The 24,249-nt window shown below is 64.4% G+C and carries 24 protein-coding genes; 12 read left to right on the top strand and 12 right to left on the bottom strand.

Annotated elements, in window-relative coordinates:
• Positions 1–54 precede the first annotated feature (54 nt).
• The 4 genes from NEK97_RS12315 to NEK97_RS12300 all read left to right on the top strand — a co-directional run bounded on the left by NEK97_RS12315 (position 55) and on the right by NEK97_RS12300 (position 4,546).
• Positions 55–618, top strand: a complete 564-nt coding sequence (locus tag NEK97_RS12315) for a MarR family winged helix-turn-helix transcriptional regulator (RefSeq protein WP_257370197.1) — start codon at positions 55–57, stop codon at positions 616–618.
• 125 nt (positions 619–743) lie between these two features.
• Positions 744–1,850, top strand: a complete 1,107-nt coding sequence (locus NEK97_RS12310) for an EAL domain-containing protein (RefSeq protein WP_257370196.1) — start codon at positions 744–746, stop codon at positions 1,848–1,850.
• 112 nt (positions 1,851–1,962) lie between these two features.
• Positions 1,963–3,267: a glycosyltransferase family 87 protein gene (locus tag NEK97_RS12305; protein ID WP_257370195.1), complete on the top strand. Its 1,305-nt coding sequence runs from the start codon at positions 1,963–1,965 to the stop codon at positions 3,265–3,267.
• A 25-nt stretch (positions 3,268–3,292) separates the two neighbouring features.
• A complete protein-coding gene (locus NEK97_RS12300; protein WP_374111533.1) occupies positions 3,293–4,546 on the top strand; it encodes a glycosyltransferase 87 family protein in 1,254 nt (417 codons plus the stop codon).
• On the opposite strand, the gene mptB is transcribed toward NEK97_RS12300, so the two are convergent.
• From mptB to NEK97_RS12270, 6 genes are all read right to left on the bottom strand, one after another.
• Complete coding sequence (mptB, locus tag NEK97_RS12295; protein ID WP_257370193.1) at positions 4,543–6,153, bottom strand: polyprenol phosphomannose-dependent alpha 1,6 mannosyltransferase MptB; 1,611 nt, start codon at positions 6,151–6,153, stop codon at positions 4,543–4,545. The two genes, NEK97_RS12300 and mptB, sit on opposite strands and share 4 nt — an antisense overlap.
• Positions 6,154–6,322: 169 nt before the next feature.
• Positions 6,323–7,219, bottom strand: coding sequence for an SGNH/GDSL hydrolase family protein (locus NEK97_RS12290; RefSeq protein WP_257370192.1), 897 nt, complete (start codon positions 7,217–7,219; stop codon positions 6,323–6,325).
• Between the two features lie 54 nt (positions 7,220–7,273).
• On the bottom strand, positions 7,274–7,993 hold the full coding sequence (locus tag NEK97_RS12285) for a maleylpyruvate isomerase family mycothiol-dependent enzyme (protein ID WP_257370191.1): 720 nt from the start codon (positions 7,991–7,993) through the stop codon (positions 7,274–7,276).
• The gene (locus NEK97_RS12280; protein WP_257370190.1) at positions 7,993–8,829 is read right to left on the bottom strand and encodes a fumarylacetoacetate hydrolase family protein; all 837 of its coding nucleotides are present in this window, start codon (positions 8,827–8,829) and stop codon (positions 7,993–7,995) included. Before NEK97_RS12280 ends, NEK97_RS12285 begins: the two co-directional genes overlap by 1 nt.
• A complete protein-coding gene (locus NEK97_RS12275; RefSeq protein WP_257370189.1) occupies positions 8,826–9,965 on the bottom strand; it encodes a cupin domain-containing protein in 1,140 nt (379 codons plus the stop codon). Before NEK97_RS12275 ends, NEK97_RS12280 begins: the two co-directional genes overlap by 4 nt.
• 189 nt (positions 9,966–10,154) lie before the next feature.
• Positions 10,155–10,976 (bottom strand): IclR family transcriptional regulator, encoded by an 822-nt coding sequence (locus NEK97_RS12270; RefSeq protein ID WP_257370188.1) that lies wholly within the window; start codon positions 10,974–10,976, stop codon positions 10,155–10,157.
• A 48-nt stretch (positions 10,977–11,024) separates the two neighbouring features.
• Here NEK97_RS12270 and NEK97_RS12265 point away from each other — a divergent pair, with 48 nt between their 5' ends.
• The 3 genes from NEK97_RS12265 (at position 11,025) to NEK97_RS12255 (ending at position 14,615) form a co-directional block, all read left to right on the top strand.
• Entirely contained in the window at positions 11,025–12,323 is a 1,299-nt protein-coding gene (locus tag NEK97_RS12265; RefSeq protein ID WP_257370187.1) for an aromatic acid/H+ symport family MFS transporter, read from the top strand.
• Complete coding sequence (locus NEK97_RS12260) at positions 12,316–13,566, top strand: FAD-dependent oxidoreductase (protein WP_257370186.1); 1,251 nt, start codon at positions 12,316–12,318, stop codon at positions 13,564–13,566. The genes NEK97_RS12265 and NEK97_RS12260 overlap by 8 nt, the downstream gene beginning before the upstream one ends.
• Positions 13,567–13,664: 98 nt before the next feature.
• Positions 13,665–14,615: a cation diffusion facilitator family transporter gene (locus NEK97_RS12255; protein ID WP_257370185.1), complete on the top strand. Its 951-nt coding sequence runs from the start codon at positions 13,665–13,667 to the stop codon at positions 14,613–14,615.
• On the opposite strand, the gene NEK97_RS12250 is transcribed toward NEK97_RS12255, so the two are convergent.
• Positions 14,610–15,455: a helix-turn-helix transcriptional regulator gene (locus NEK97_RS12250; protein WP_235520210.1), complete on the bottom strand. Its 846-nt coding sequence runs from the start codon at positions 15,453–15,455 to the stop codon at positions 14,610–14,612. The genes NEK97_RS12255 and NEK97_RS12250 overlap by 6 nt on opposite strands.
• Before the next feature lie 86 nt (positions 15,456–15,541).
• Between NEK97_RS12250 and ilvD the strand changes: the two genes are divergently transcribed.
• Together ilvD and NEK97_RS12240 are read left to right on the top strand one after the other, a co-directional pair.
• Positions 15,542–17,404, top strand: coding sequence for a dihydroxy-acid dehydratase (ilvD, locus tag NEK97_RS12245; protein ID WP_235520209.1), 1,863 nt, complete (start codon positions 15,542–15,544; stop codon positions 17,402–17,404).
• 350 nt (positions 17,405–17,754) lie between these two features.
• Positions 17,755–17,976 (top strand): hypothetical protein, encoded by a 222-nt coding sequence (locus NEK97_RS12240; RefSeq protein ID WP_257370184.1) that lies wholly within the window; start codon positions 17,755–17,757, stop codon positions 17,974–17,976.
• Positions 17,977–18,063: 87 nt separating this feature from the next.
• On the opposite strand, the gene NEK97_RS12235 is transcribed toward NEK97_RS12240, so the two are convergent.
• The 3 genes from NEK97_RS12235 to NEK97_RS12225 form a co-directional block, all read right to left on the bottom strand.
• The gene (locus NEK97_RS12235) at positions 18,064–18,858 is read right to left on the bottom strand and encodes a TIM barrel protein (protein WP_257370183.1); all 795 of its coding nucleotides are present in this window, start codon (positions 18,856–18,858) and stop codon (positions 18,064–18,066) included.
• Positions 18,855–20,012: a Gfo/Idh/MocA family oxidoreductase gene (locus NEK97_RS12230; RefSeq protein WP_257370182.1), complete on the bottom strand. Its 1,158-nt coding sequence runs from the start codon at positions 20,010–20,012 to the stop codon at positions 18,855–18,857. The genes NEK97_RS12235 and NEK97_RS12230 overlap by 4 nt, the downstream gene beginning before the upstream one ends.
• A gap of 79 nt (positions 20,013–20,091) precedes the next feature.
• The gene (locus NEK97_RS12225) at positions 20,092–20,379 is read right to left on the bottom strand and encodes a hypothetical protein (protein ID WP_257370181.1); all 288 of its coding nucleotides are present in this window, start codon (positions 20,377–20,379) and stop codon (positions 20,092–20,094) included.
• 430 nt (positions 20,380–20,809) lie between these two features.
• Between NEK97_RS12225 and NEK97_RS12220 the strand changes: the two genes are divergently transcribed.
• Positions 20,810–21,796 carry a LacI family DNA-binding transcriptional regulator gene (locus tag NEK97_RS12220; protein WP_257370180.1) on the top strand — a complete coding sequence of 329 codons (987 nt, stop codon included), beginning with the start codon at positions 20,810–20,812 and terminating at the stop codon, positions 21,794–21,796.
• 11 nt (positions 21,797–21,807) lie between these two features.
• On the opposite strand, the gene NEK97_RS12215 is transcribed toward NEK97_RS12220, so the two are convergent.
• Both NEK97_RS12215 and NEK97_RS12210 read right to left on the bottom strand, forming a co-directional pair.
• On the bottom strand, positions 21,808–22,215 hold the full coding sequence (locus NEK97_RS12215; protein WP_257370179.1) for a DUF6855 family protein: 408 nt from the start codon (positions 22,213–22,215) through the stop codon (positions 21,808–21,810).
• Positions 22,216–22,299: 84 nt separating this feature from the next.
• The gene (locus tag NEK97_RS12210; RefSeq protein ID WP_257370178.1) at positions 22,300–22,464 is read right to left on the bottom strand and encodes a hypothetical protein; all 165 of its coding nucleotides are present in this window, start codon (positions 22,462–22,464) and stop codon (positions 22,300–22,302) included.
• Between the two features lie 200 nt (positions 22,465–22,664).
• Here NEK97_RS12210 and NEK97_RS12205 point away from each other — a divergent pair, with 200 nt between their 5' ends.
• Positions 22,665–23,495 carry a hypothetical protein gene (locus NEK97_RS12205; RefSeq protein ID WP_257370177.1) on the top strand — a complete coding sequence of 277 codons (831 nt, stop codon included), beginning with the start codon at positions 22,665–22,667 and terminating at the stop codon, positions 23,493–23,495.
• Positions 23,479–24,228 carry a 5-oxoprolinase subunit PxpA gene (locus tag NEK97_RS12200; protein WP_257370176.1) on the top strand — a complete coding sequence of 250 codons (750 nt, stop codon included), beginning with the start codon at positions 23,479–23,481 and terminating at the stop codon, positions 24,226–24,228. The genes NEK97_RS12205 and NEK97_RS12200 overlap by 17 nt, the downstream gene beginning before the upstream one ends.
• The last annotated feature ends 21 nt before the right edge of the window (positions 24,229–24,249 follow it).

Genomic DNA, 24,249 nt, shown 5'->3' with positions numbered 1-24,249 from the left:
AGATAAGCTAGAAGAAAGGCTACCATGTAAGAAGTTGGGTGTAACATACTCAACATGTCCAAACCTGAAGAAATCGACGCCTCGGTTTCCTCGGGCATTTACAGCGTGGAATCCAACGATCCCCACCAGGAACTCGTGGACCGCTCCGGCCTCTCCGACTCCGATATCCAGCAGATCAACGAGCTCATGGCCGCCCTGGGGCGGTTGCGCGAGGCTGAGGAGCGACTCTCCGACGCTTCCCGGATCTACATGGGGCTTAACCAGTCGGACATGCGCGCCCTGCACTACCTGATTGTCTGTGCCAACCATGGCGTTATTGCCACCCCCGGCGCAATAGCGGCGCACCTCCACATTTCGACGGCGTCAACCACCAAGCTGCTCGACCGGCTGGAACGTGCAGGCCACATCACCCGCCGCGCGCACCCCTCCGACCGCAGGGCGCTCGCCATTGGAATCACACCCGAAACGCACGACGCCGCCATGCGCACCGTGGGCCGCCAGCAAGCCAAACGCTTCCTCGCCGCAGCACGGCTCACCCCCGCCGAACGGGAGACTGTGATGCGGTTCCTGGACGAGATGGCCAAGGAGATTGAACCCGGCGAATTCTTGCCTGGTTAATGCCAGTAGGGCCTGTAGCAACGTCCTGCGGTTCGTTCTGTTAGATTCGTGACAAGGCCCACATGTTGCGGGTCCGGCAGGTGTCTGGCATAGCCAGCGGGGGATTCACATAAAGGAATATTTCGATGGCTCAAGAAGAGGGCTCCAGCCCACCGGATCGCGGTGCCGATAGCTCGCGCCATGAAAGCTCTGGGGCCGCGCCGCAAAGCAGCGGTGCGACCATGCGCGAGCAGGTGCTGGACATTATCGCTTCCATCCTGGCCGACACCGATCCCGGCAGCGAAGAGGCCCGGAACAGGCTACGCGTGTTGGTGGATGCCCACCCGGACAACCCCGCCGCCGCCCTCCTGGAACACCTGCTGGAGACAAGGAAAACCCCGGCATCGGGGGCTAAGGTCCCTGTCCAGCGTGAGCCCGCCAGCCTGCACCTGGAATCATCTGACATAGCACGGACCGTTTCCGTTCCCGTCAGCCCCGAGATCCGCGAGAGCATCCAGGCGGTCCTCGCAGACAAGCTCCTGTTGACGGCATTCCAACCCGTCCACGCCCTGCCAACAGGCGAGGTGGTGGGCGTCGAAGCATTGACCCGGTTCGTTGGCGAGGACGGTGCCGGCGCCGACGTTTGGTTCAGCGAGGCAGCTGCCGCAGGACTGGGCACCGAACTGGAAATCGCCGCGCTGCACTGCGCATTGACCGCCGCGCACGAGGTCCCGGATGACATGTCCGTGGCGCTGAACCTTACCCCGGCCACGTCGATCGACCCGCGGGTGCGTAACCTGCTGGCCGCAGCTGCCCTGGCGCCCGAGCGCATCATCGTTGAACTGACCGGCAGCCTGGAGGACGCCGGCGGGCACTCCGGTGCCAATGGACTGGGTCCCCTCCGGGCCTTGGGACTCCGGTTGGCGGTCAGCGCTTCGGGTGCTGCCCTGGTTTCCTTGGACAGGGTTGAGCAACTGCGCCCGGACATCATCAAACTCGACCGGCACCTCATCGAAGGCATCGAAGGCAGCGCAGGGCAGAAGATGCGCGCACGGGCCATCGTGGAGCTCGCAAGGGACCTCGGAGCCAGCGTCATCGCGGAAGGCATCGAAACCACGGCCGAACTTGAAGAAGTCACCGCGTTGAACGTCACCGCAGCCCAGGGATACCTGCTGGGGCGTCCTTCCGTGCATCCACTGGACTGGTCGACCTGGAGCATCCGTGCGCAGACCGAAGCGCAGCCCGCCGGCTGACTGCAAGGCTTTTGGGTGACTCGCGTAAAGTAGCACGCGGGGGTTTTGCCGGTCCCAAGAAAACTGGGGACTGCTCAAGCACGGACCCACCTAGCCAGGAAGTTCTACGTTGATGGACAGGTTTTTCAGTATTCTCGCGGATTTTCGCAGCAAAACGCTGCCGGGGAGGTTGCTGGAGCGTCTCAACACGCCGCGGGGCCTGCTGTGGGGCTTCGTAGTTGTCCACCTGGGCTTCCTGATCTTCGCTGCTCTGCTTGCCTTCCGCAACGAGGCTTTCAGCGACACCTTTATCTACCGTGAATGGGCCCTGGCCGGCTTCAACGAAAGCAACCTCTCAGGCGGCCCAAGTCCTTGGGTGTACCCCATCCTGGCCCTTATCCCCATGGGCATCGCCGCCGCTGCGGGCTCCGGGCCTTTCTTCTTCCTCTGGGTCCTGATCACCACCGTCCTCAACGGGTGGGCGATGCTCAAGCTCACCGACCGTGGCCGCCGCGCAGAGGCCATCCCCGCCGGCTGGTGGTGGCTGTCCTTCGTGCTGCTCATGGGTTGGCTCGGCTTCGCACGCGTTGATGGGTTGACTGCCCCCATTGTCCTGGTCGCTTTGGTGTACGGCGTGACGCGGCCATTCATCGCCTCGGTGCTGCTGAGCATTGGCACATGGGCCAAGGTATGGCCCGCTGCTGTGATGCTGGCGCTGTTCGCCGTGGTCAAGAACCGCTTGCTGGTTGTGTTGGCAGGAATTACGACGACGGCGGTTGTGGTGGCACTCGCCGCTACGGTCGGCGCCGTTCCCAAGCTGCTGAACTTCCTGACCCAGCAGGGTGACCGCGGAATGCAGCTCGAAGCCACCTTCACCACGCCCTGGCTCTGGTTGTCCGTGCTGGGCGTGGGCGACTCCCGGATGTACATGAACACCGACATCAACTCCATGCAGGTGGACGGGCCCGGAACGGCCTTCATGTCGGTGCTCATGCAGCCCCTCCTGCTGCTTGCCGCGGCCGCCGTGGCCGGACTGACCTTCTGGGCCCTGCACCAAGGAAAAGTCAGCGGTGGCGTTGACCGCACCGAACTCCTGCTCGCGGGCGCGTTGACCTTGGTAACCGCCTTCATTGTCTTCAACAAGGTGGGATCACCCCAGTTCATGGTGTGGCTTGCCCCCGCCGTGGCCGTCGGATTGGCCCACAACTGGAAGGCCTGGCGCGTCCCGGCCACCATGCTGATAGCCATCGCGGTGGCCACGTTCTTCATCTACCCGTTGTTCTACGATGCGCTGAGCCACAACAACCCACTGATGGCCATGGTGCTGACCATCCGCAACGTGCTCCTGGTGGTCCTCTTCTTCTGGTCCGCGCGCCGCCTCTATTCACTGGGCAGGAAGCCTTCAGTCGTTGCCGAACCAGCGGTCAAGGAGCTCTAAAATTTCTGCCACGTTCTTCGACCGGCTGGTCCGCGTCCGCAGCCGTGTCCTGCCTCCCGCGGTCGTCGCTTGGTTCGCCCGGCCCGGCAGCGTGTGGTGGGGCTTCGCCGTCGTGCATTTCTTCTTCCTGTGCTGGATGGCGTCCTTCTTCCTCAACGGTGACACGTTCAGCGATACCGAGCAGTACCGGCAATGGTCGCTGGAGGGCTACAACCCGGCGAACCCGGGCAAGATCAGTCCCTGGGTCTACCCGGTGCTGGCACAGATTCCCATCTTCCTTGCCGGAATAGCCGGCCCGGACCTGTACCTGCTGATGTGGTTCCTGATCATCACGGCGCTCAACGCCGTGGGTCTCTGGTACCTGACCAGGGGCCCGCGCAAGGTCAGCGGAATCGCGCCTGCCTGGTGGTGGCTGTTCTTCACGGTCTTCATGGGCTACCTCAGCTTTGCCCGCGTTGAGGGCATCACGGCCCCGATCGTGCTCATTGCGTTGCTGTGCGCTGCGCGGAGGCCGGTAGTTGCCGCGGTGCTGCTCAGTATCGCGACGTGGATCAAAGTCTGGCCCGCGGCGGTGCTCGCTCCAATGATCATTGCCAGCCGCTCGCGGCTGCAGATGGTCGCAGCGGGCGCGGCCGTCACCGCCGTCGTGGGTCTGGGAACCTACCTGACTGGCGGCTTCAAGCACATCCTGGACTTCCTGATCAACCAGGGTGAGCGCGGCATGCAGTTGGAAGCCACCTTCTCCACGCCCTGGGTGTGGCTCAGTGTCTTCAACATCGCCGGCTCCAAAATGGCGGACAACACGGCCATCAACTCCACCGAGGTCTACGGGCCCGGGGCCGACGCAGCCGCTTTCCTGATGCAGCCGTTGCTGATTGTCGCCGCGGTCGCCGGGGCGATCCTCCTGATCCGCGCCCTCAAACGCGGTGCCGAGCGCGAGGAGCTGTTCCTTGAAGGTGCGCTGATGATGACCACCGCGTTCATCGTTTTCAATAAGGTGGGCTCGCCGCAGTTCATCATCTGGCTGGCGCCGGTGATCGTGGCCGGCCTGACGCACGACTGGAACCGTTGGAAGGTGCCTGCCGCGTTGCTGATGGCCATCGCCATGACGACGTTCGTGATCTACCCGCTGTTCTACACGCCGCTCATTCACGCCCACCCGGTCATGGCCACGGTCCTCACCATCAGGAACGTGCTGCTGGTAGTGCTGTTGTGGTGGTCGGTTCAGCGGACCGTGGAACTGGGACGGCGGAGCCAGGTCCGGCAGGTAACGCTCTAGCGGATGGTGGGTGGCCGGTGGAGCAGCCGCCGGTCGTTCTGGCCCACCCAGCGCGATAACCTGCCTTGGACCAGGAGCCTGCGCGTATGGATGTCCAGGAACACCAGGTAGAAGGCAAAGAGCAGCGCGATCGCGAAGGCCAGCGAGGAAAGGTCTACTGAGACCTCCACGAAGGACCACACGGACAGCTGGTCCTGCGCCCCGAAGACCACAAAGAAGGTCACTCCGACGTAGAGACTGCGCATCTGCCAGTCGTCCCTGATGCCCGTCACGGCCAGGAACGGTACGAACCAGAGGATGTACCAGGGCTGGATGATGGGTGACAGCAGCACCAAAGCCGCGAACGCGAGGGCCATGCGCCGCACCACCCGGGAGTGGTCTCCACGGAACATCAGCAGCAGGACCAGCCCCACGCCGCCCCATTTCATGACGGAGCGCAGGATGTCGGCCATGGCGTTGCCCGGGAGCCCAAGGGCGTTTCCAAGGAACTCGATTTGCTGGCCAAGGAACCCCGACGGCGAGTAGCCGGTGAAGCCGGGCGTGGGATCGGTGATGGCCCACACCCATCCCATGCCGAGGCCGTGGGGGATTCCGCTGAGGAACAACACGCCGAAACTGATCCCCGCTGTTGCTGCCCAGATCCCGAATTTCCGGGGCCACGATGCTCCGGCGCCGGCCCACATCAGTCCGATGAAGGGGAGCAACAACACGGTGATCGGCTTGATGCCAATGGACGCAGTGACCAGCAGGATGCCGATCAGCGGGCGCTTGGTGGCGGCGAAGTACGTGCCGGCCACTGCCAGGCCCACCATGATGGCGTCGTTGTGTGCACTGGCCACGAAGCTTATGAGGAACAGGGGGTTGGCCACCGCGATCCACAGTGCCCGGGCGCCGTTGATGCCGTGGAGGGCAGCAAGCTTGGGTACGTACACCACGCAGAGCAGCACGCCGCCGGCAGCCAGGAGCCTGAACAGCAGGACGGACACATCCGGTTGGGCGCCCGTGATGGCGACAACCATGTGCTCCATCCACAGGAAGTACGGCCCATAGGGCGTCCTGGCTTCAGCCCACGCAGGATCGGCGCCCAGGGAGAACCAGTTGCTAAGAGTTGAGATGCCTACCGTGTAGGGATTCTGGCCCTCCATCATCAGGCGGCCCTGGCCTATGTAGGCATACACGTCGCGTGAGTAGACGGGCACAGCAAAGAGCAACGGCAGGGACCAGGCGGTGATGGCCCAAATAATGGGCCGCAGGGAGTTACCCTCCCACGTACCCATCCGTTGGCCGAGCCTGAGCCAGGAGCGCACCAACAGCATGGCGCCCACAGTCAGCAACACCGCCGAGGTGGTGACGCCCCATCCTTCTGTGCGGAGGGCAATGACTATGGGATGCCGGATCATGGGGGATCCGTTGGCGATCCATCCAATACCGATCGACCCGGCAAACATGAACAGCGAACCAAGGAACCCCTGCCAGATGGCAGGGTACGCCACGGGCTTACCAGCAGCCGGGGACGACGGCTGGGGTTGAAGGGTATGGCTGACGGGAGGAACGTTTTTCACCGAAGAAGATCCGGGCTGGGGGTTGGGGGTACTGCCTGTCGTCATGACTGGTCGTTTTCCCCCACTCACGGTATGGCACTCCGAGGAAAGAGCGCGGTTGATGCCGAAGAGCTTGTACATGCGGCAAGTGAAATTTTAGCGTTGATCCTGTCGAAGCCACCACAGGCGCGGCAAAGGGTGATGGAATGCATACCCCGCGGTTTCCCGCCCACGTTTACTGGCGGTCCTCCCGCGCGGTGAGGTTACGGGGATCGGTGCCCACAAAGGACCCCGGTGGCATGGCAGCGCCGAAAACCGGGCCGGGTTGGGGCCGCTTGGGGTGTCGGCCTTGGGCGGGATTCCTTTGCCTGAGGCGGCGCAGCACCCACGGAACCAAGTATTCCCGCGCCCAGATGGCGTCGTCCGCCCGCGCTTCGCGCCAACTGCGTTCCGGGAGGGGCTTCGGCGCCAGGGGTTCCAGGGAGTGCGGGACGTTGAGGGCATCCAGGACCATGATGGCGATGGTGTGCTGGCCCAGCGGGGAGAAATGCAGGCGGTCCGGGTCCCACATTTGGGGATTGGTGAGTTGGCGGAGGGCCCATAGGTCTGCGATCACGGCATCATGCCTGGCTGCGACAATGCGGATATTTTCGTTGAAGATGGCCACCTTCCCGCGGGTGCGCCCCAGCACGGGCGTGGCGCCCCAGTCCGGGCCCGTGAACAGCAGGATGGACGCTCCTGTGGTGGCCAGTGCTTCCACCCCCGCGTCCAGCTCAAGGGCCAGCGAATCGGGATCTGTCCGGTGGAAGAGCAGGTCGTTGCCGCCGGCGTTGAGGGTGATCAGGTCTGGCCGGAGGGCCAGCGCCGGTCCCACCTGTTCGTCCAGGATCTGGCGGAGCAGCTTTCCACTGACTGCCAGGTTCGCGTAGGCGAAGTCCGGATGTCCGTTGCTGAGCTCCTCCGCTACCCGGTCCGCCCAGCCCCGCAAGCCCCCGGGGCTGCGCGGCTCCGGATCTCCTACTCCCTCGGTGAACGAGTCGCCCAAAGCCACGTAGCGGCTCCACGGGTGCAGGCGGGGCACCCTGCCGTTGGAGCCTCCCTCCACCGGGCCGTTCGGGCTGGTGGCGTTCATCTCCCCATAGTGCGCTGAATTATCGGGTTTTTGTACAGTACGTGTTCAAAACTCTCAGATCCAAGGGGGTGGGACGGGTTTCGCGCCGTCCCTGCTGCGGCCGGCGGCCCACTCGACGACGGCGGGCAGCGGCCCGGTGACGATCGTCGGGTTCGTGGCACTGGTGTCGCCGAACGCCTGGCCGGTTTCGTCCACCGTGATGAGGAGTCCAGTATCGGTACCGCGGGTTTTCCAAGCGCCGGTGATGTCTTTGAGGAGCCGTTCCAGAACAGGGATGGGGATGTCGTCGAACGCGGCGCCGTTGTCGAGGTCCACGGCATGCATCCACACTTCCCGGGTCCGCATCCACACGGTTTCCGACGCCGGAACGGTCCGGCCTTGTGCGGTGCGGACCTCGTGGGTCCAGTGCGTGTCCGGGAGGTCGCGCCATTCGACGGACAAGTGCACGGCGGAATGGTCGAAGAGGTTCCGCAACGCGATGGGGGACAACGTGGCGCCGAAGTTGATTTCCCGGTTCCGGGCCTCGGGCGAGGGATACATGGGTGTTTCAACCCCGGTGGCAGCCCACTCCACCAACCGTGCGATCGCGCGGGCGTTGTACCCGACGTGGGCCACGACGTAGCGGCGGGTCCAGTGCGGAAGGCGGGTCCCGCCGTCGAGCTCTGCGTCGGAAAGTTCGTTGAGTTTGCGGGCAAAGAACGCGGTGCCCCGCCGCGCCTGCAGGAGTTCTTCCTGCAGGCGCGGGTCGGTGGCGAGGTCGTGGCGCGCGACCATCAGGCTTCCTTGACCACGCGGTTGCTCAGCTGGCCCAGGCCCTCGATGGTGGTGACCAGGAGCTGGCCTTCCTGCAGGTACCGCTTGGGGTCCTGGGCGTGGCCGACGCCGCCTGGGGTGCCGGTGGCGATGACGTCGCCCGGGTTCAGGGTGATGATGGTGGAGATGTAGGAGACCAGGAATTCGGGAGTGAACACGAGGTCGCCGGTGGGAGTGGACTGTTGGATTTCTCCGTCCACTGCAGAGGTCATGAGCGGTCCGGCGCTGAACTCGTCCTTGGTGACCAGGGCGGGCCCAAACGGGGTGGAGTTCTCCCAGGTCTTGCCCTGGAGCCACTGGATGGTGCGGAACTGGTAGTCGCGCATGCTGACGTCGTTCAGGACCGCGTAACCGGCGATGTGCTCCGCCGCCTCGGACTCGGGGATGCGGCGGCCCTTCTTGCCGATGATGACGGCGAGTTCGGCTTCCCAATCCACGGTGTCCGATTCCTGCGGCAGGGCGAGGTCGTCGTTCGGGCCGATCAGCGATTCGGTGTACTTCGCGAACAGGGTGGGGTGCTCGGGGATGTCCCGGCCCATTTCCTTGATGTGGTTGCGGTAGTTGTGGCCAACACAGATGATCTTCCCCGGTGAGGGCACGACGGCGGCGAGGTCGGCGCCGTCGAGCGCGTGCGTTGCGCCGATGGCTGCCTTCGCCGTGGTTTCCCAGGCGGGATCGGCCAGGAGTGCCCCGACGTCGGCAAACCCGTCGATTTCAGTGAGGGTGTCGCCGTCCTGGCGGACGGCGACGGTGCCTTTGCCGGTGGCGGTTTCGGTGCGGAGGGTGAGCAGTCTCATTTACTTGGTCCTTCGGTGTAGCTGCGGTTGAAGTTCAGTCGTTCAAAGATGGGGGCGTCGCTGAAACGGAAAAGATCAAAGCCGGGCTGATCGGCGTCCGCCGTAAGGGACCATTCCTGCCAGGACGGGACCACGAACAGGTCGCCCTTGGCCAGGGCCTTGGTTTCACCGTTGAGGATGGCGGTGCCGGTGCCTTCGAAGACCTGCCAGACACTGGAGCCGACCTCGCGGAGCGGTTCGGTGGAGGCGCCGGCGCGGAGGCGGTGGAACTCGGCACGGATGGTGGGCATGACGTCCCCTCCCGTGGTCGGGTTGGAATACCGGATCGCGGCATGGCCCTGGGACACTGTGGCCGGATGGCCCTCGTCCTCGAGGAGGAGCTGCTCACGGAGGGCCGCGTCGGTGTGTTCCCACCGGTATGCCGCGATGGGGGAGTTGGTGGTGTCCTGCAATCCGGACAGGGGCCGGAGGCCGGGGTGGGCCCAAAGCCTTTCCGAGCGGGAGATGTCCGGGGTTGCTTCATCGGTGACGCGTTCGGTGCCGAACTCGAAGAACCCGGCGTCGGCGTAGTGCACGAACGGAATGTCCAAACCGTCGATCCACGCCATCGGCTGGTCGGTGTCGTTGTGGTGGCCGTGGAAATTCCAGCCCGGTGTGAGCAGGAAATCTCCGCGGCGCATCGCCACGGGGTCCCCGTTGACCACAGTCCAGACGCCCTCGCCCTCCACCACGAAACGGAAGGCGTTCTGCGAGTGCCGGTGTTCAGGGGCTACCTCGTGCGGGCCCAAGTACTGGATCGCGGCCCACAACGTGGGGGTCGCATACGGGGTACCAGCGAGGCCGGGGTTCGCGAGGGCTATGGCCCGCCGCTCGCCACCCCGGCCCACCGGAACCAGGTCGCCGGCCCGGGCGGCCAGCGGGTACAGGTCATCCCAGCGCCAGACATGCGGCACAGCCTTCGGGGTGGGGACCATCGGCATCAGGTCACCGATTTCCGTCCACAAAGGCACCATGTTCCCGGCAGCGAAATCCTTGTACAACTGCTCCAACTGGGCAGCCTCCTCCGGAGTGGGCTCCGGCAGGGCGTGGCTGGCGGCCACGGATTCGTGGGTCGTGTTCTCGGCGCTGATGGACACGTAGGCCTCCTCGATAGGTCCGAACAGTTCTTGGCGTAGTTCGACCCTACGGACGGTGGTACCTGGGGTTCGAGAAAATTCTGCTGTACAGAACTAGTTCCTGCGTTGTGGGGCCTACTCTGCGTGGTTTGGGGCGTGTTTGGGGCGCAGAGTGGGCCTCGCAACGTAGGGTGAAGGCCGTGGCTCTGCTTAGTCCTCGTCCGCAGGGTTGGCGGCGATGTCGATTTCGAGTTGCCGGCACGTCTCACGCAGGGCGGCGACCAATCCGGCGTCGAACACTTTGCGGAACCGGGTGGCAGGTGTGGCGACGCTCAACGCTCCCACTACTTGGCCATGCCGGTTGTGCACGGCCATTCCGAGCGCACTGACGCCCTCTTCGGTTCCCTCGAAATTTGCGGCAAAACCGTTGCCGCGGATCATCTCTAGTTCCCGGAGGAAGGAGGGATAGCTGTCGTCCGGGATGGTGTCGCCGCCAATTCCGGCGTTCTGGCTGCGGAACAGCTGGTCGATCATGGCCGGCTCAAGCTCGGCCAGCATGACTTTGCCGCCGGACGTTTTGTCTGCAGGCATGACCGTGCCTTGGCGGTCACCAATGCGCAGGACGTTGCTGCCCTCAACCGTTGCGAGGAAGCGGACCTTGGTGCCTACCCGAACCATCAGGTTGACCGTTTCGTCGAGCCGGGCCGACAGGAGTTCCATGTGTGGCAGCGCGAGGTCGCGCAAGGGCCTGGTCCAGCCCAGTCCCGCGGGACCCACGCCCATCGCCGGCCCGGGCACGTATCGCCGGTTTTCGTCCTGGACCGCGAATCCGCGGTAGACCAGCATGGCCAGCAGCCGGTGGGCGGTGGACGGGGCAACGCCCAACTCGGCGGCGGCGTCCTTGAGCCTGAGGGCGCCACCATCGCGGAGCAGCTGGAGGAGCTGAAGGGCGTTGTCCACGGCCTCAATGGAATAGGTGGGCCGCTTCTGCAGCGGCTTCCGGGTAGACGGGTGAGGTGAATTATTCTGCACAACAGAATTGTATGGTGCTGCTGCTGCGACCGGCAGGACAGTGGTGGGATGAATCACACACTTCCCGCTGCAGCGTCGCATGGGCCAACCTCCGGAGCCGTCACCGCTGACGCTCCCGGCACCGCGCCGCGCTTTTCCAAAGGCTCAGCGCTGGCCGTCCTTGTTTGCTGGCTGCTTGTGGTCTTCGACGGTTACGACCTCATCGTCTACGGCACCGTCCAGTCATCCCTGATTTCCGAAACAGGCTGGGGGCTGACTAAAGCCACCGCAGGGACCATCGGCTCCATGGCATTCCTCGGCATGATGATCGGCGCCATCTTCGCCGGAAGAATGGCCGACTCGTGGGGCAGACGAAAAACCATCATCGGTTGTGCGATTGTCTTCTCGGTCTTCACCATCCTGTGTGCCCTTGCCCCCAACGCGGCCGTTTTCGGCATTCTTCGCCTCCTCGCCGGCATAGGACTGGGTGGGCTTGTCCCCTCCGCCAACGCGCTGGTGGCCGAGTTGGTCCCCACCAAATGGCGGTCCACCATCGCCACGCTCATGATGTCCGGGGTGCCGATCGGTGGCTCCATCGCAGCACTGGTGGGCATCCCGTTGATTCCCGCTTTCGGCTGGCAAGCCATGTTCCTCGTGGCAGCACTGGCCTTGGTGATCGTGGTACCGCTGGGCCTCAAGTTCATCCCGGAGACCCTGGCACCGGGGAAGGGCGCAAGCACTGACGCCAACAAGAAGGCAGGGTTCGGTTCCCTCCTCCGTGCGCCGTACCTCGGTGTCAGCGTGCTGTTCGCCTTGGCCACCATCGCAACCCTGTTCGCCTGGTACGGCCTCGGTACCTGGCTGCCTAACCTGATGCAGTTGGCCGGATACAACCTCGGGTCCGCCCTGACGTTCGCCTTGGCCCTGAACCTTGGTGCCGTGGCCGGCTCGGTCCTTACCGCCTGGGCGGGCACCCGTTTCGGTCCGATTCCGACGGCGATAGCGGCCGCCGCCGTCGCCGCCGTCGGGCTTGCTGCCCTCCTGGCCAGCCCGCCCGTGGCGGTGGTGTATCTGGCGCTGGTGCTGGCCGGCGTCGGGACCCATGGCACGCAGTGCCTCATCATCGCAGCAGTGGCGAGCTACTACCCCGACCATCTGCGGGGAACCGCGCTCGGCTGGGCGCTGGGCACGGGCCGCATCGGTGCCGTCGTGGCGCCGCAGGTGGGTGGGCTGCTGCTCGCCGCCGGGCTGGGCGTCAACTCAAACTTCCTCGCGTTCGCCGGTGCCGCCGCTGTCGCAGCGGTCCTGTTGGCCGCCGTCGGACTCAACATCAAGAACAAGATCTCCCAAGGAGCAAACAATGCCTGAGTACACCCCGTCCACCGATGTCTTGGTTGTGGGAGGAGGAATGGCCGGCCTGGCCGGTGCCCTGGCCCTCCGCCAGAACGGCGCCAACGTCACGCTCGTGGAGCGTGCCCCCGAATTCGGCGAGGTTGGCGCAGGCTTGCAGATGGCCCCGAACGCCTCCCGCGTCCTGAAGCGTTGGGGTTTGCTGGAGAAGGCCCTGGAGATCGGCGTCCAGCCGAAGCACCTTGTGTTCCGCGACGCCGTCACCGGTGAAGAGCTGACCCGACAGTCGTTGCGCGGGGAATTCGAGGAACGCTACGGCGCCCCCTACGTGGTCATCCACCGCAGCGACCTGCACCGCGTACTCCTCGAAGGATGTGAAGCGGCAGGTGTGAAGCTGGTCAACGACGTCATGGTGGACAGCGTGGAAACCGTGAACGGACGGGGCATCGTTCACACTGCGGCCGGTGTCGATTATGAAGCTGACGTAGTGATTGGCGCTGACGGACTGAAGTCCACGCTGCGTACCCTGGTTGCCTCCGATGAACCCGTTTCCTCGGCCTACGTCGCATACCGCGGTACGGTTCCCATTACCGCGGAGACCCCCGCCACCGACCTTGAGGACGTGGTGGTCTATCTCGGACCGGACTGCCACCTGGTGCAGTACCCCCTACGTAAGGGCGAACTGCTGAACACTGTGGCTGTCTTCAAATCCCCCTCCTTTGAGCGCGGTGAAGAACAGTACGGGGGAGTGGACGAGCTCCAGGCCGCCTACAAGGACTGTGTCCCCGCCGTCCAGGCCGCCCTCGCGAATCTTGGCACCAGCATCCGGTGGCCCATGTACGATCGCGACCCCATCGAAAACTGGGTTGCCGGCCGCATGGTCCTCATGGGCGACGCCGCCCACCCGATGCTCCAGTACCTCGCCCAGGGCGCATGCCAGGCACTCGAAGACGCCGCCGTGCTGCAGGACGTCAGCGCCGGCACCGTCTTCACCTCCGACGGCGCCAACCCGTCCGCGTGGGACGACGCCATTGCGGAATTCAACAAGGTCCGCGCAGCCCGCACCGCCCGGGTCCAGCGCACGGCCCGCGTCTGGGGTGAGTCCTGGCACGTCTCCGGACTGGGGCGGACGCTCCGAAACCTGCTGTTCAAGAGCCGCAAGGACAACGACTTCCAGTACAACGACTGGCTGTACGGCCAGGCCGGCGAGGGACTGCCGGCAGCGGAAGCCCCGAAGGTAGCCAGCCACCTTCCCGCCTGAGGCTGAACGCGCTAGCCGCCTGCCGTCGTCGTGCTTTTACTCAAGCACGACGACGGTGGGCGGCTTTTGTTTTCCCTGCATTTGGATACGGTATCCCCATGGCCGCATCCCAGAAGCGAGACAAGTCCGGTTCCACGCTGCTGACCGTCATCATCGCTTTCGCGGCGAACACCCTGGTCGCGGCCGCCAAGTCGGTGGCTGCGGCGCTCACGGGATCTGCATCGATGACCGCAGAAGCAGCGCATTCCTGGGCGGATACCGGAAACCAGGTGTTCCTGTTCCTGGCCGAACGGCGATCCCAGCGCCCGCGGGACAAGGACCACCCGATGGGTTACGGCCGGGAAGCCTACGTGTGGTCGATGTTCGCCGCTTTCGGGCTCTTCACGGCCGGGGCCGTGGTGTCCATCATGCACGGCATCCAGGAGCTCATCACTCCTGAGCCTGCGTCGGACTTCCTGGTGGCATACGTGGTTTTGGCCTTGGCCTTTGTCCTTGAAGGCTTCTCCTTTGTCCAGGCGTTCCGGCAGACCAGGAAGGCAGCCAGGGAGCTGGAACGCCACACGTTGGAGCAGGTCCTGATCAGCTCTGATCCCACCTTGCGGGCCGTCTTCGCTGAGGATGCTGCCGCCTTGGTTGGCCTGGTTGTTGCTTTTGCCGGGGTGTTCCTGCATCAAGTCACCGGATCGCCGGTGCCGGACGCCGTGGGCTCGATCGTGGTGGGCATCCTGCTGGCCGTCGTCGCTGTGGTGCTGATCGACCGTAACCGGAGGTTCCTTGTGGGCCAGGGCGTCACCCCGGACATTGAACGCTCCATGGCCCGGCGGGTGCTTGACCATCCGGACATCGCCCGGCTCACGTACCTCCACTTGGAATTCGTGGGCCCCCGCAAGCTGTACCTCGTTGCGGCCGTGGACCTGGTGGGGGATCACCCCGAACACGAAGAAGCCGTGGTCCTGCGCCGGCTGGAGCGCGAGTTGGAAGACCACGAGACAGTGGAGGAGGCCGTCCTGACTCTGGCCACCCCGGACGAGGCGGCGTTGACCTTATAGGGCGATCTGCTTGCCCTTACCCATGAGCCGTTCCATCTGTTCGCCGGCATCGCTTCCAGGAGCGGGCGTGTACACCACAATGTGCAGGTCCGGCCGGTCCGAGGGCGAGACCTGGTGGTGCTCCATTTGAAGGACTCCCACTGCCGGGTGGTGGAACAGCCGCTCCCGTGACTGGAAACCCAGGATGTCGTAACGGTCCCAGCTTTCCTGGAATTCGGGGCTTGCTTCCTTCAACCGTTCCACTTGGTACGCGACATCCGGATCGCCCAGCCGTTGCCCCGTTTCAGCCCTGAACTCGGCGAGGAACCTTTTGCTGGTGATATCCCAATCCGGCAGCAGGTCGCGGACATAGGGGTCGGTGAAAACCAGCCACAAGAGGTTCCTGTCGGCGGCGTCGAAAGTCCCGATGTTCGGATACAGCGCTTCGTAGCCGCGGTTCCAACCGGCCACGCCCCAATCCGGGGACAAGGCATAGGCCGGGTTGGGATCAAGGGCCTCCAAAAGGCGTTGCACGTGAGCGGGCGCGTCCGCTGCGACCGGGCCCTTCGGAGGCGCAGATGAATAACCACCCAGGGAAAGGACGTAGCCCAGCCCGGTATCGGACAAATGCAGGGCACGCGCAATCGATTCAAGGACCTGCCGTGAGGGGCTGATGTCCCGGCCTTGTTCAAGCCAGGTGTACCAGGTGACGCTCACTCCGGAGAGGAACGCAATCTCTTCCCTTCTGAGGCCGCGCTCGCGGGACCTGCCCACCGGAGGCAGGCCATAATCCGACCGCAAGGCCTGGGTGCGGCGGGTCCGGAGGAAGAGGCCCAGTTCCTTGCGCTGTTCATTGCTCACGCCCTCAAGACTATTACTCTGTTACTTTCAGTACTAGTAGCAGCACCGTCTTCCGCCTGCCGTAGAAAATCAGCAGGATGGTACCTATGCCTGCACTACGCTCAAGAACTGTCACCCACGGCCGCAACATGGCTGGAGCCCGCGCACTGCTGCGTGCCTCCGGTGTTGCCAACACGGACATCGGCAAGCCGATCATCGCGGTGGCCAACTCCTTCACCGAGTTCGTCCCCGGCCACACCCACCTGGCGCCCGTGGGCCGGATCGTGTCTGACGCGATCCTCGCCGCCGGTGCCGTGCCGCGCGAATTCAACACCATCGCCGTGGATGACGGAATCGCCATGGGCCACTCCGGCATGCTCTACTCCCTGCCGTCCCGGGATCTCATTGCCGATTCCGTGGAGTACATGGTCAACGCCCACTGCGCCGACGCCCTGGTGTGCATTTCCAACTGCGACAAGATCACGCCGGGCATGCTCATGGCAGCACTGCGCTTGAACATCCCCGTGGTGTTTGTTTCCGGCGGTCCCATGGAGGCCGGCCGCGTGACCCTGACCGACGGCTCCGTGCGCTCCCTTGACCTGGTGAACGCCATCTCCGACGCCGTGGACGAGTCCATCTCCGATGAGGACATCAACCTGATCGAAGAGAATGCCTGCCCCACCTGCGGTTCCTGCTCCGGCATGTTCACTGCGAACTCCATGAACTGCCTGGCCGAGGCCATCGGGCTGGCCCTCCCGGGCAACGGCTCCGTGCTGGCAACCCACACGGCACGCAAGGCGCTGTATGAGAAGGCCGGTTCCACGATTGTTGAGCTGGTGAAGCGCTACTACGACGGCGACGACGAGTCCGTGCTGCCGCGCAGCATCGCCACCGCTGAAGCCTTCGACAACGCCATGGCCCTGGACATCTCCATGGGCGGCTCCACCAACACCATCCTCCACCTGCTGGCCGCTGCCCAGGAAGCGGGCGTGGACTACGGCCTGGCCGAGATGGACGCCAAGTCCCGCCAGGTTCCCTGCCTGGCCAAGGTTGCCCCGAACGTTGCCGGGAACAAGACGTACTACATGGAAGACGTGCACCGCGCCGGCGGCATCCCTGCGCTGCTGGGCGAGCTGAACCGCGGCGGCCTCCTGCACAAGAACGTCCACTCCGTGCACTCCAACGACCTCGACGGTTGGCTGGACGATTGGGATGTCCGCGGCGGCAAGGCAACGGAAGAAGCCAAGGCCCTGTGGCACGCGGCGCCAGGTGGCGTCCGCTCCTCCTTGGCTTTCTCGCAGTCGAACGTGTGGACCTCCCTGGACACGGACGCCGAAGGTGGCTGCATCCGGTCGGTGGAGCACGCCTTCTCCAAGGACGGTGGCCTGGCAGTGCTGCGCGGCAACATTGCCGTGGACGGTGCCGTGGTGAAGACCGCAGGCGTGGACGAGTCCATCTGGAAGTTCGAGGGACCCGCGATCGTCTGCGAATCACAGGACGAAGCCGTGGAAATGATCCTGAACAAGTCGGTCAAGGAAGGCGACGTGGTGGTGATCCGCTACGAAGGCCCCCGCGGTGGTCCGGGCATGCAGGAAATGCTCTACCCGACCTCCTTCCTCAAGGGCCGCGGCCTGGGCAAGAAGTGCGCACTCATCACTGACGGCCGCTTCTCCGGCGGAACCTCCGGTTTGTCCATCGGGCACATTTCCCCCGAGGCCGCCTCCGGTGGCGACATCGCGCTGGTGGAAAACGGCGACATCATCAGCATCGACATCACGCAGCGTTCCCTCCAGCTGAAGGTCTCCGATGAGATCCTGGCCGAGCGCCGCGAAAAGCTCCTGGTCAACGGCGGCTTCAAGCCCAAGAACAGGGACCGCCAGGTCTCGCCGGCCTTGCGGGCCTACGCAGCCATGGCGCTTTCGGCAGACAAGGGAGCCGTCCGCGACGTCTCGCTGATCGAGAACCTCTAAAGCGACGTACCGCGCCCGGGCCGCCCGCCGTCGTCGTACTTCACTGAAAGTACGACGACGGCGGGCGGCTTTCGTTAAGCGGGAACGTTTCAGGGGACGAACCTGTAGCCCATGCCCGGCTCAACTACCTTCCCGTCCAGCCGGCGGAGTGCACCCATGAAGCCTATATTAAGCATCCTTACTGATTTGCCGTCAGAAAGGGTGTCCCAATTGTCGCCATTGTGGGCTATCTTGATCTTGAGCAGCCCGACTAATTGTTTTGTGATGGCAATAATCAAAGGTTGCTTAGTTGTGTGTCATGGCTGCACGGCACGTTTGCGTTATTTTCCGTATCAATGAAAGGAAATACGTTGGCTGTTTCTGTTGAATTGGGCAAAGCACTCGATAAGGCCTACGAGAATTCCACCCTGGACGAAATCCTTGCCGCTCCGCCGTCCGCACTCGCCGGCCTTACAGATAAACACGACGAGTTGCTCGCCCAGCTGGGAATCAAGACTGTTCGTGACCTTGGCAGCAACAAATTCTTCGCCACCGCCGGTGTGCTCGTTGCGCTGTCCGGGAAGGCCGGCTGATTACCGCGCCTATGGGTAGTGGTTCCCGCCAAGGCGAGTAACAGTTCAGGTCGTTTTGAGGCATTTCAAAACGACCTGAACTGAGGCTCAGTTGGGAGTGAATGCTGCGCGGAAGGCGGCCAGTGCAGTATCCCCGGCTTCGATCGATTGACCGCCAACAGCCCCCGCTTCCAGCCCGATCACCCCGTTGTATCCGACGTCCGCCAGTGCCCTGGCAACAGCGGAGTAGTTGATCTCGCCGGTGCCCGGTTCGAAGCGCCCGGGTACATCGGCCACCTGGATTTCGCCCGTGAACGGCTGGGCCGCGCGGACGAGCTCGATCAGGTTACCCTCGCCAATCTGTGCGTGGTAGAGGTCCAGCATCATCCTCACGTTGGGGTGGTCGACGGCCTGGACCAGTGCCAGGGTGTCCTTCGCGCGGGCCAAGGGAATGCCCGGGTGGTCGAGGATGGTGTTCAGGTTCTCCAGCGCGAAGACGATCCCATGCTGGGCACCCAGATGCCCCAACTGTTCCAAGGTGCGGAGTCCGGTCAACCACATCCCGCCCGTAGCCCGATGTGTCGGCCTCACCGCACGACCACCCTCACCAAGCTCCGCGGGATGGACCACCATCCGCTCAACACCAAGTTCCAAGGCTGTGGGGATCAGCTTCTCAGCCGACGCAAGGACCTCGTGTGCAGTGGCGGAGTCGGTCAGGCTGCCGCCGAAATAGCCGCTCATGGACGAGAACCTTGCTCCGGTGGCGGCGAGGGCCGCGATGTCCCTGCCGCGGGTGTCCCAGAGCTCAACCTCGAAGCCCTGATCGTGGATGCGGCGAACACGTTCGATCAACGGCAGTTCGCCGTAGACCATCTCTGCGCAGACGGCCAGCCGGAAGGTCACGCTCCGACCTCCTGCACCACGGCCGCACCCCGGGGCTCCGCCTCGGCCGGGCGAAGCTCCGCGATGTCTGCCACCGCTACCGGCAACCCCGACTCTGAGGACTTGAACGCGGCCAATGCCACAGCCAGGGCGTTCCGGGCGTCTGCTCCACCCGGCGCGGCAACAGCGGTACGCGGCGGGGCCGCCGTCGGACGTTTGTCTGTGGAACCGCGACGCGCGGCGACGTCGTCGGCGAAGTGTGCAAGCTCCTCCGTGTAGGCGTCATGGAAGAGGTCGATGTTCAAGCGGGTGGTTTCCGAGGTGATGCCCGCCGCCGTGTAGCTCGTGGCATTGGTGGACTGCGGGCTGCCTGCCGTGACCATGCCCGCCGAGCCGAAAACTTCGCCGCGGACGTCATAGCCGTACAGCGCGTTGAAGTTGGCCTCGGCCACCGCGATGGCACCGTTGCTGTAGGTTACGGTCACTACGGCGGTATCCAGGAGGCCGCCGGCTTTGGCCTCGGGGGCTACCAGGGCGTCTGCGACCGCGTGGACCTTGACTGGAACGGCGCCGGGGTTCAGCCAGTTCAGGGTGTCGAAGTCGTGGATCAGCGTCTCAAGGAAGATGGTGCCGGGCGCGATTCGCTCCGGGTTGCCGATTCCGGCTTCGGTCCCGGGGTCGCGGGTGAGGGAGCGGAGAAGCTGCGGCACGCCGACGATGCCCTGGTCGATGAGCTTCCGCGCTGCCGCAAAGTCGGCAGAGTAGCGGCGGTTGAAGCCAAAGCGGAGGACGACGCCGGCCTCTTCCGCTGCTGCGATGGCGGCGTCGAGTTCCTCAATGGTCCGGCCGCCCGGCTTCTCGCAGAAGACATCCTTGCCTGCCTTGGCCGCTGCGGTGATCAGTTCCGAGTGGAAGCGGAGGGGCGCAGCGATCAGGACCGCGTCCACGTCGGGGTCGTTCAGGACATCAGATGCATCGGTGCTGATTTTCGCCACGCCGAGCCGGCTCGCGAGGGCCTCCAGGGCGGGCTGTACGGGATCGGCGATGGCTTCCAGCCGGGCGTTGGGGAGGCGGACTGCAATGGATTCAGCGTGGAAGTTGCCGATCCACCCCGCCCCGATGACTGCGATGCGGACGGGCCGGTCATCGGCGACCGGGTGCTGAAGGTACGTCATTGGGGCTCCTTGAATGGATGTCTAGATCGTTCTAGTACGCCCATGATGGCACGCCTTCGGCCTGCTCGTCTAGATCGTTCTAGTTCAAGGGTCTTGGGCTGTCCAGCGGAATCTGCGCCGGGTTGTGCGGGACACCAGCCTGGAGTCCCGGCGTCGAGAGCTTCGGCTCGGGGGCGACCTGGCGCGATGGGCGGATGTGGTCCAGCGCCAGCTTCGCCAGGGGTGCCATCAGCAGGAGCAGCAGCATGGTGCACCCTCCGGCCAGCCCGGCCAACAGGACCAGTGCCGCCATGAACAGCAGGTGGATGTCCGGCGCGTCCGCAAACGAGGGGACGAATGGTACGGCCAGCCCTTTGGTTGATTTCACATCTTGCTCCTGCGTGGTGGTTGCTCATTATCCGGGTACTTAGGAGTGCTCCGGCGAAGCGAAAAGTGATGCCCCTTTTGGGGGACCTTTGGCTCGGGGACCGGGCAATGCCATGCCCCGAGCGACGTTCAAAAAACTTCTTGGCAACCCTGCGTCACGTTTCCGCAGGTCAGGGCACATATCCAGTGCCCATGTCTTTGAGCTGTGTACTGCGCCGTTGCCCTTTTCGGCCGCGTCGCGGTTCATTGACGAGTTGGCAGCGATGGGTGTGGTGGGTTCTGGGGCCCACCCGGGGCGCCGTCGCTGCATGAAACCGGGCTAGTGCGGTCGGTCGTCTGAGTCGCGGCCGGCCGCACGACCGGATTTGTGAGCGCACACATCTATTCGCCTGTAGAACGTTCTATAGACTGGCTCCGAGCAGAGGAGAGTCATGACCGGGAAACGTCCCACCTTGATGGACGTGGCTGAAGCCGCAGGTGTATCCAGGGCCTTGGTTTCCATCGTCATGCGGGACGCCCCGGGTGCTTCTGAAGCGACCCGGCTGAAAGTCCAAGCGGCCGCAAGGGAACTCGGCTACCGGCCCGACAGCCGCGCCCGACTCCTCCGAAGCAGCCGCACCAGGCTCCTTGGCCTCAGCTTTTCCACCGCACAGGCCTTCCATGCCGAGATTGTGGACGCCGCCTACGCCGGAGCGACGATACGCGGATACGACATCGCGCTCAGCGCAGTGGCCAATGGCCGACCGGAAGCGCGGGCAGTGGAATCCCTGCTGGACCTGGGCTGCGAGGCACTGATCATGATTTCCCCGTCCCTCCCGCCGGAGGAACTGGCCGGATACGCAGCCCGCTTGCCCGTCATCAGCCTTCTCCGCGACGACGTTGGCGACTCCTTGGACTCAGTGAGCAGCGATGACCATGCCGGGATCCACCTGGCCGTGGAGCACCTGGTTTCGCTGGGGCATCGGCGGATCGCACACGTGGATGGCGGCCAGGCAGTGTCCAGCGCACAACGACGGGCGGCATTCCAGGCAGAGATGACTTCACGTGGCTTGGATGCGCGCGTCGTCGCCGGGGGACCCACCGAAGAAGACGGTTTGCGCGCCGGCCGTGAGCTGCAGCAGGACTTGCCCACCGCCGTCGTTGCTTTCAATGACCGGTGTGCGCTGGGTGTCTGGGAGAGTTTCCGCGCCGCTGGCCTCCGGGTGCCGGACGACGTCTCCGTCCTCGGCTACGACGACAGCCAATTCGCCCGGCTCAGCTATGTCCAGTTGTCCTCGATCAGCCAGGACGCGCCTTTGTTGGCCCGCGCAGCCGTCGACCGCGCGGTGGACCGTTTGGAGGGTACGACGTCGGCAGCCCACCTGGTGCGGACACCGCACCTTGTGGTGAGGGAGACTACGGGCAGGGTGCCCGGCTGACCGCAGTCCGGTTACGTGGAGATCGCCCGCATGGCGTTGTTCCGCTTTTCATGGGTAAGCTCGGCCAATCCCAGCGCTTCCAGCAGGGGTGGCATGTACATGCCGAACCGGCCCCGGTACCCCTTCCGGAGACCGTACCAGCCGCCCACCGGGTTGCTTTCGCTGCGACCCCACGCCTCTACCGTTCCCTCGGCGGCGTCCTTGCCTTCGTCGGCGGCGCCCAGCGGGACCCAGTCGCCCTGTTCCACGAGCCACGCGTGCAGGTCCTCGATGGCGCGGAGCTGGTACAGCAACTTGGTAGAGCCCACTTGGCAGACGATTGCCGGGGGGTCCGCGGACTCATCCTTGTACATGACGTAGTCGGACGAGCCCGGGGGAGTGGTCAGCTGCCACGGATCGTCCTTGGTTCCAGCGGCCATTCAGGGGTCCTTTCTGCGGTTGTGGTCAGCTTACGCAGGGCGGCATAAAGCACCCGGCATGCCCGGTTCGCAAAGGAACCTCATTTACGGGGAACCCTCCGCGGGGGCGTCGTCCTCGAAGTCGGGACCTTCCGCCGGTTCCTGGCTGTGGAGGCCGGTGTCATGCGGGACCCAGCCTTCCGTCTCGCCCTCTGCCGGAGCGTCGGTGTGGTGCCGGATGACATGTTCGGTCTCATCTGATGGCTTCATGACGGATACTTCCTGTCCTTGGCTGGGACTGCTTCCGTGAGTGCCCCCAGTCTACGCCTGGGTGTGGTCCGCTGCGGCGTCCGCCCTCCGCGGAATCCTGTCCACATAGCACTGATCAGGGACCTTGTGATCCAAAGGTGTGGCATAGGCTGAACCCAGCAGTTCCCCGTGAAACAACAGACTGCCAAGGAGAGGTAAAGATGCCCAAGCGCCCCAACCCGGCGGTGAAAATCGCCCAGGAAACAGCACACAACGCCGTTTTCGACGCCCAAGGCAAACCCAAGCCCGGTGTCCACAATGTCCTGCTTAAAGCCGTAGAGGTCCAGCGGCCACTGGTCCTGGCCAACCTTCGACGCTTGCAACGCCGGCACCCCCATGATTCTCCAGCGCAGCTTGCGGCAAAACTGGAGCACCATTACCTGCTCGTCATCTCAGGCGGGGGTGCCGCCGTAGGTGCGACCGCCGTCGTGCCGGGTATTGGTACCGCGGCATCGCTGGGCCTTTCCGCGCTGGCAACCGTTGGGTTCCTGGAGACCACGGCCCTGTACGCGTCGTCCCTGGCCGAACTCCACGGCATCAGGCTCACCGACCCGGAACGTTCCCGGACCATGGTCATGGCCATCATGCTGGGTGAGGAAGGCACGTCCCTGCTGGGCGCACTGAGCGGGCAGTCGCTGGGCCGCGGTAAAGGCGTCACTAATGCCTGGGGCAAGTCCCTGACCAAGAAGATTCCGGGCAGCGGATTCGGAGTCATCCGTGACACCATTCAGCGCGCCTTCCTGAAGAACCTCCTGAAGAAACAAGGCGGCGCTTTCATTGGACGCGCCCTGCCCTTCGGTATCGGGGCCGTGGTTGGCGGTGCCGGCAACCTGATGATGGGCCGTGCCGTGGTCTCCAGTGCCAAGGAAGCCTTCGGCGCGATGCCCGATACAGTGCCGGGTGAACTTCTGCCCAACGCACCCAAAAACGTGACTGTAAACGCAACCGAAAACCCGACGCTGGAAGGCGGTAACAGTGGATCTGAACGCTGACCTGGGAGAGTCCTTTGGCTCCTGGACCATGGGCGATGACGCCTCGATGTTCCGTATCGTGAGCAGCGCCAACGTGGCGTGCGGCTTCCACGCCGGGGATCCGCTGACCATGCTGGACAGCTGCCGCGCAGCATTTGAATTGGACGTTCGTGTAGGCGCGCATGTGGGTTACCGGGACCTGGCTGGGTTCGGACGTCGTTCCTTGGACATGACCTTTGATGAGCTCTTCGGGGACGTCCTCTACCAACTCGGCGCCCTGGACGGGATGGCCCACGCCGTGGGCGCTTCGGTGGACTACGTCAAACCGCACGGCGCCCTCTACAACAGGATTGTTCAGGATCCCGAGCAGGCAGAGGCCGTGGTGGCTGCTGTTCATGCCTACGATCCCGGCCTTCCCGTGTTGGGACTGCCGGGGTCGGCATGGTTGAAACTGGCTGATGAGGCCGGTCACCCGGTCTTCCGCGAAGCGTTCGTGGACCGGGCCTACCTGCCGGACGGCACCTTGGTGCCGCGCACCCAGGAGGGCGCCGTCCTCCACGACCCCGCCGCAGTGGTGGCTCAGGCCGTGCGCTTGGCGACGCGCAAGGAAGTACTGGCCATCGACGGTTCCGTCGTCCCCGTGCAGGCGGATTCGCTGTGTATCCACGGAGACACGCCAGGGGCCGTCAGCATGGCCGCTGCCGTTCGAGAGGGACTGGAGCAAGCCGGCGTGCAGGTCGAGGCGTTCGCCTGATCCTGCGGTGCGGTTCTTTTT

Origin of the sequence: Paenarthrobacter sp. UW852, from assembly GCF_024608385.1 — a bacterium.
Classification (GTDB): domain Bacteria; phylum Actinomycetota; class Actinomycetes; order Actinomycetales; family Micrococcaceae; genus Arthrobacter.
This window is presented reverse-complemented; position numbering and strand designations above follow the sequence as displayed.

Bases quoted from the DNA above. Each gene is read 5' to 3' on its own strand.
- NEK97_RS12315 (WP_257370197.1), top strand. From the start codon at position 55: ATGTCCAAACCTGAAGAAATCGACGCCTCGGTTTCCTCGGGCATTTAC.
- NEK97_RS12310 (WP_257370196.1), top strand. From the start codon at position 744: ATGGCTCAAGAAGAGGGCTCCAGCCCACCGGATCGCGGTGCCGATAGC.
- NEK97_RS12305 (WP_257370195.1), top strand. From the start codon at position 1,963: ATGGACAGGTTTTTCAGTATTCTCGCGGATTTTCGCAGCAAAACGCTG.
- mptB (WP_257370193.1), bottom strand. From the start codon at position 6,153: ATGACGACAGGCAGTACCCCCAACCCCCAGCCCGGATCTTCTTCGGTG.
- NEK97_RS12290 (WP_257370192.1), bottom strand. From the start codon at position 7,219: ATGAACGCCACCAGCCCGAACGGCCCGGTGGAGGGAGGCTCCAACGGC.
- NEK97_RS12285 (WP_257370191.1), bottom strand. From the start codon at position 7,993: ATGGTCGCGCGCCACGACCTCGCCACCGACCCGCGCCTGCAGGAAGAA.
- NEK97_RS12280 (WP_257370190.1), bottom strand. From the start codon at position 8,829: ATGAGACTGCTCACCCTCCGCACCGAAACCGCCACCGGCAAAGGCACC.
- NEK97_RS12265 (WP_257370187.1), top strand. From the start codon at position 11,025: ATGAATCACACACTTCCCGCTGCAGCGTCGCATGGGCCAACCTCCGGA.
- NEK97_RS12260 (WP_257370186.1), top strand. From the start codon at position 12,316: ATGCCTGAGTACACCCCGTCCACCGATGTCTTGGTTGTGGGAGGAGGA.
- NEK97_RS12255 (WP_257370185.1), top strand. From the start codon at position 13,665: ATGGCCGCATCCCAGAAGCGAGACAAGTCCGGTTCCACGCTGCTGACC.
- ilvD (WP_235520209.1), top strand. From the start codon at position 15,542: ATGCCTGCACTACGCTCAAGAACTGTCACCCACGGCCGCAACATGGCT.
- NEK97_RS12230 (WP_257370182.1), bottom strand. From the start codon at position 20,012: ATGACGTACCTTCAGCACCCGGTCGCCGATGACCGGCCCGTCCGCATC.
- NEK97_RS12220 (WP_257370180.1), top strand. From the start codon at position 20,810: ATGACCGGGAAACGTCCCACCTTGATGGACGTGGCTGAAGCCGCAGGT.
- NEK97_RS12215 (WP_257370179.1), bottom strand. From the start codon at position 22,215: ATGGCCGCTGGAACCAAGGACGATCCGTGGCAGCTGACCACTCCCCCG.
- NEK97_RS12210 (WP_257370178.1), bottom strand. From the start codon at position 22,464: ATGAAGCCATCAGATGAGACCGAACATGTCATCCGGCACCACACCGAC.
- NEK97_RS12205 (WP_257370177.1), top strand. From the start codon at position 22,665: ATGCCCAAGCGCCCCAACCCGGCGGTGAAAATCGCCCAGGAAACAGCA.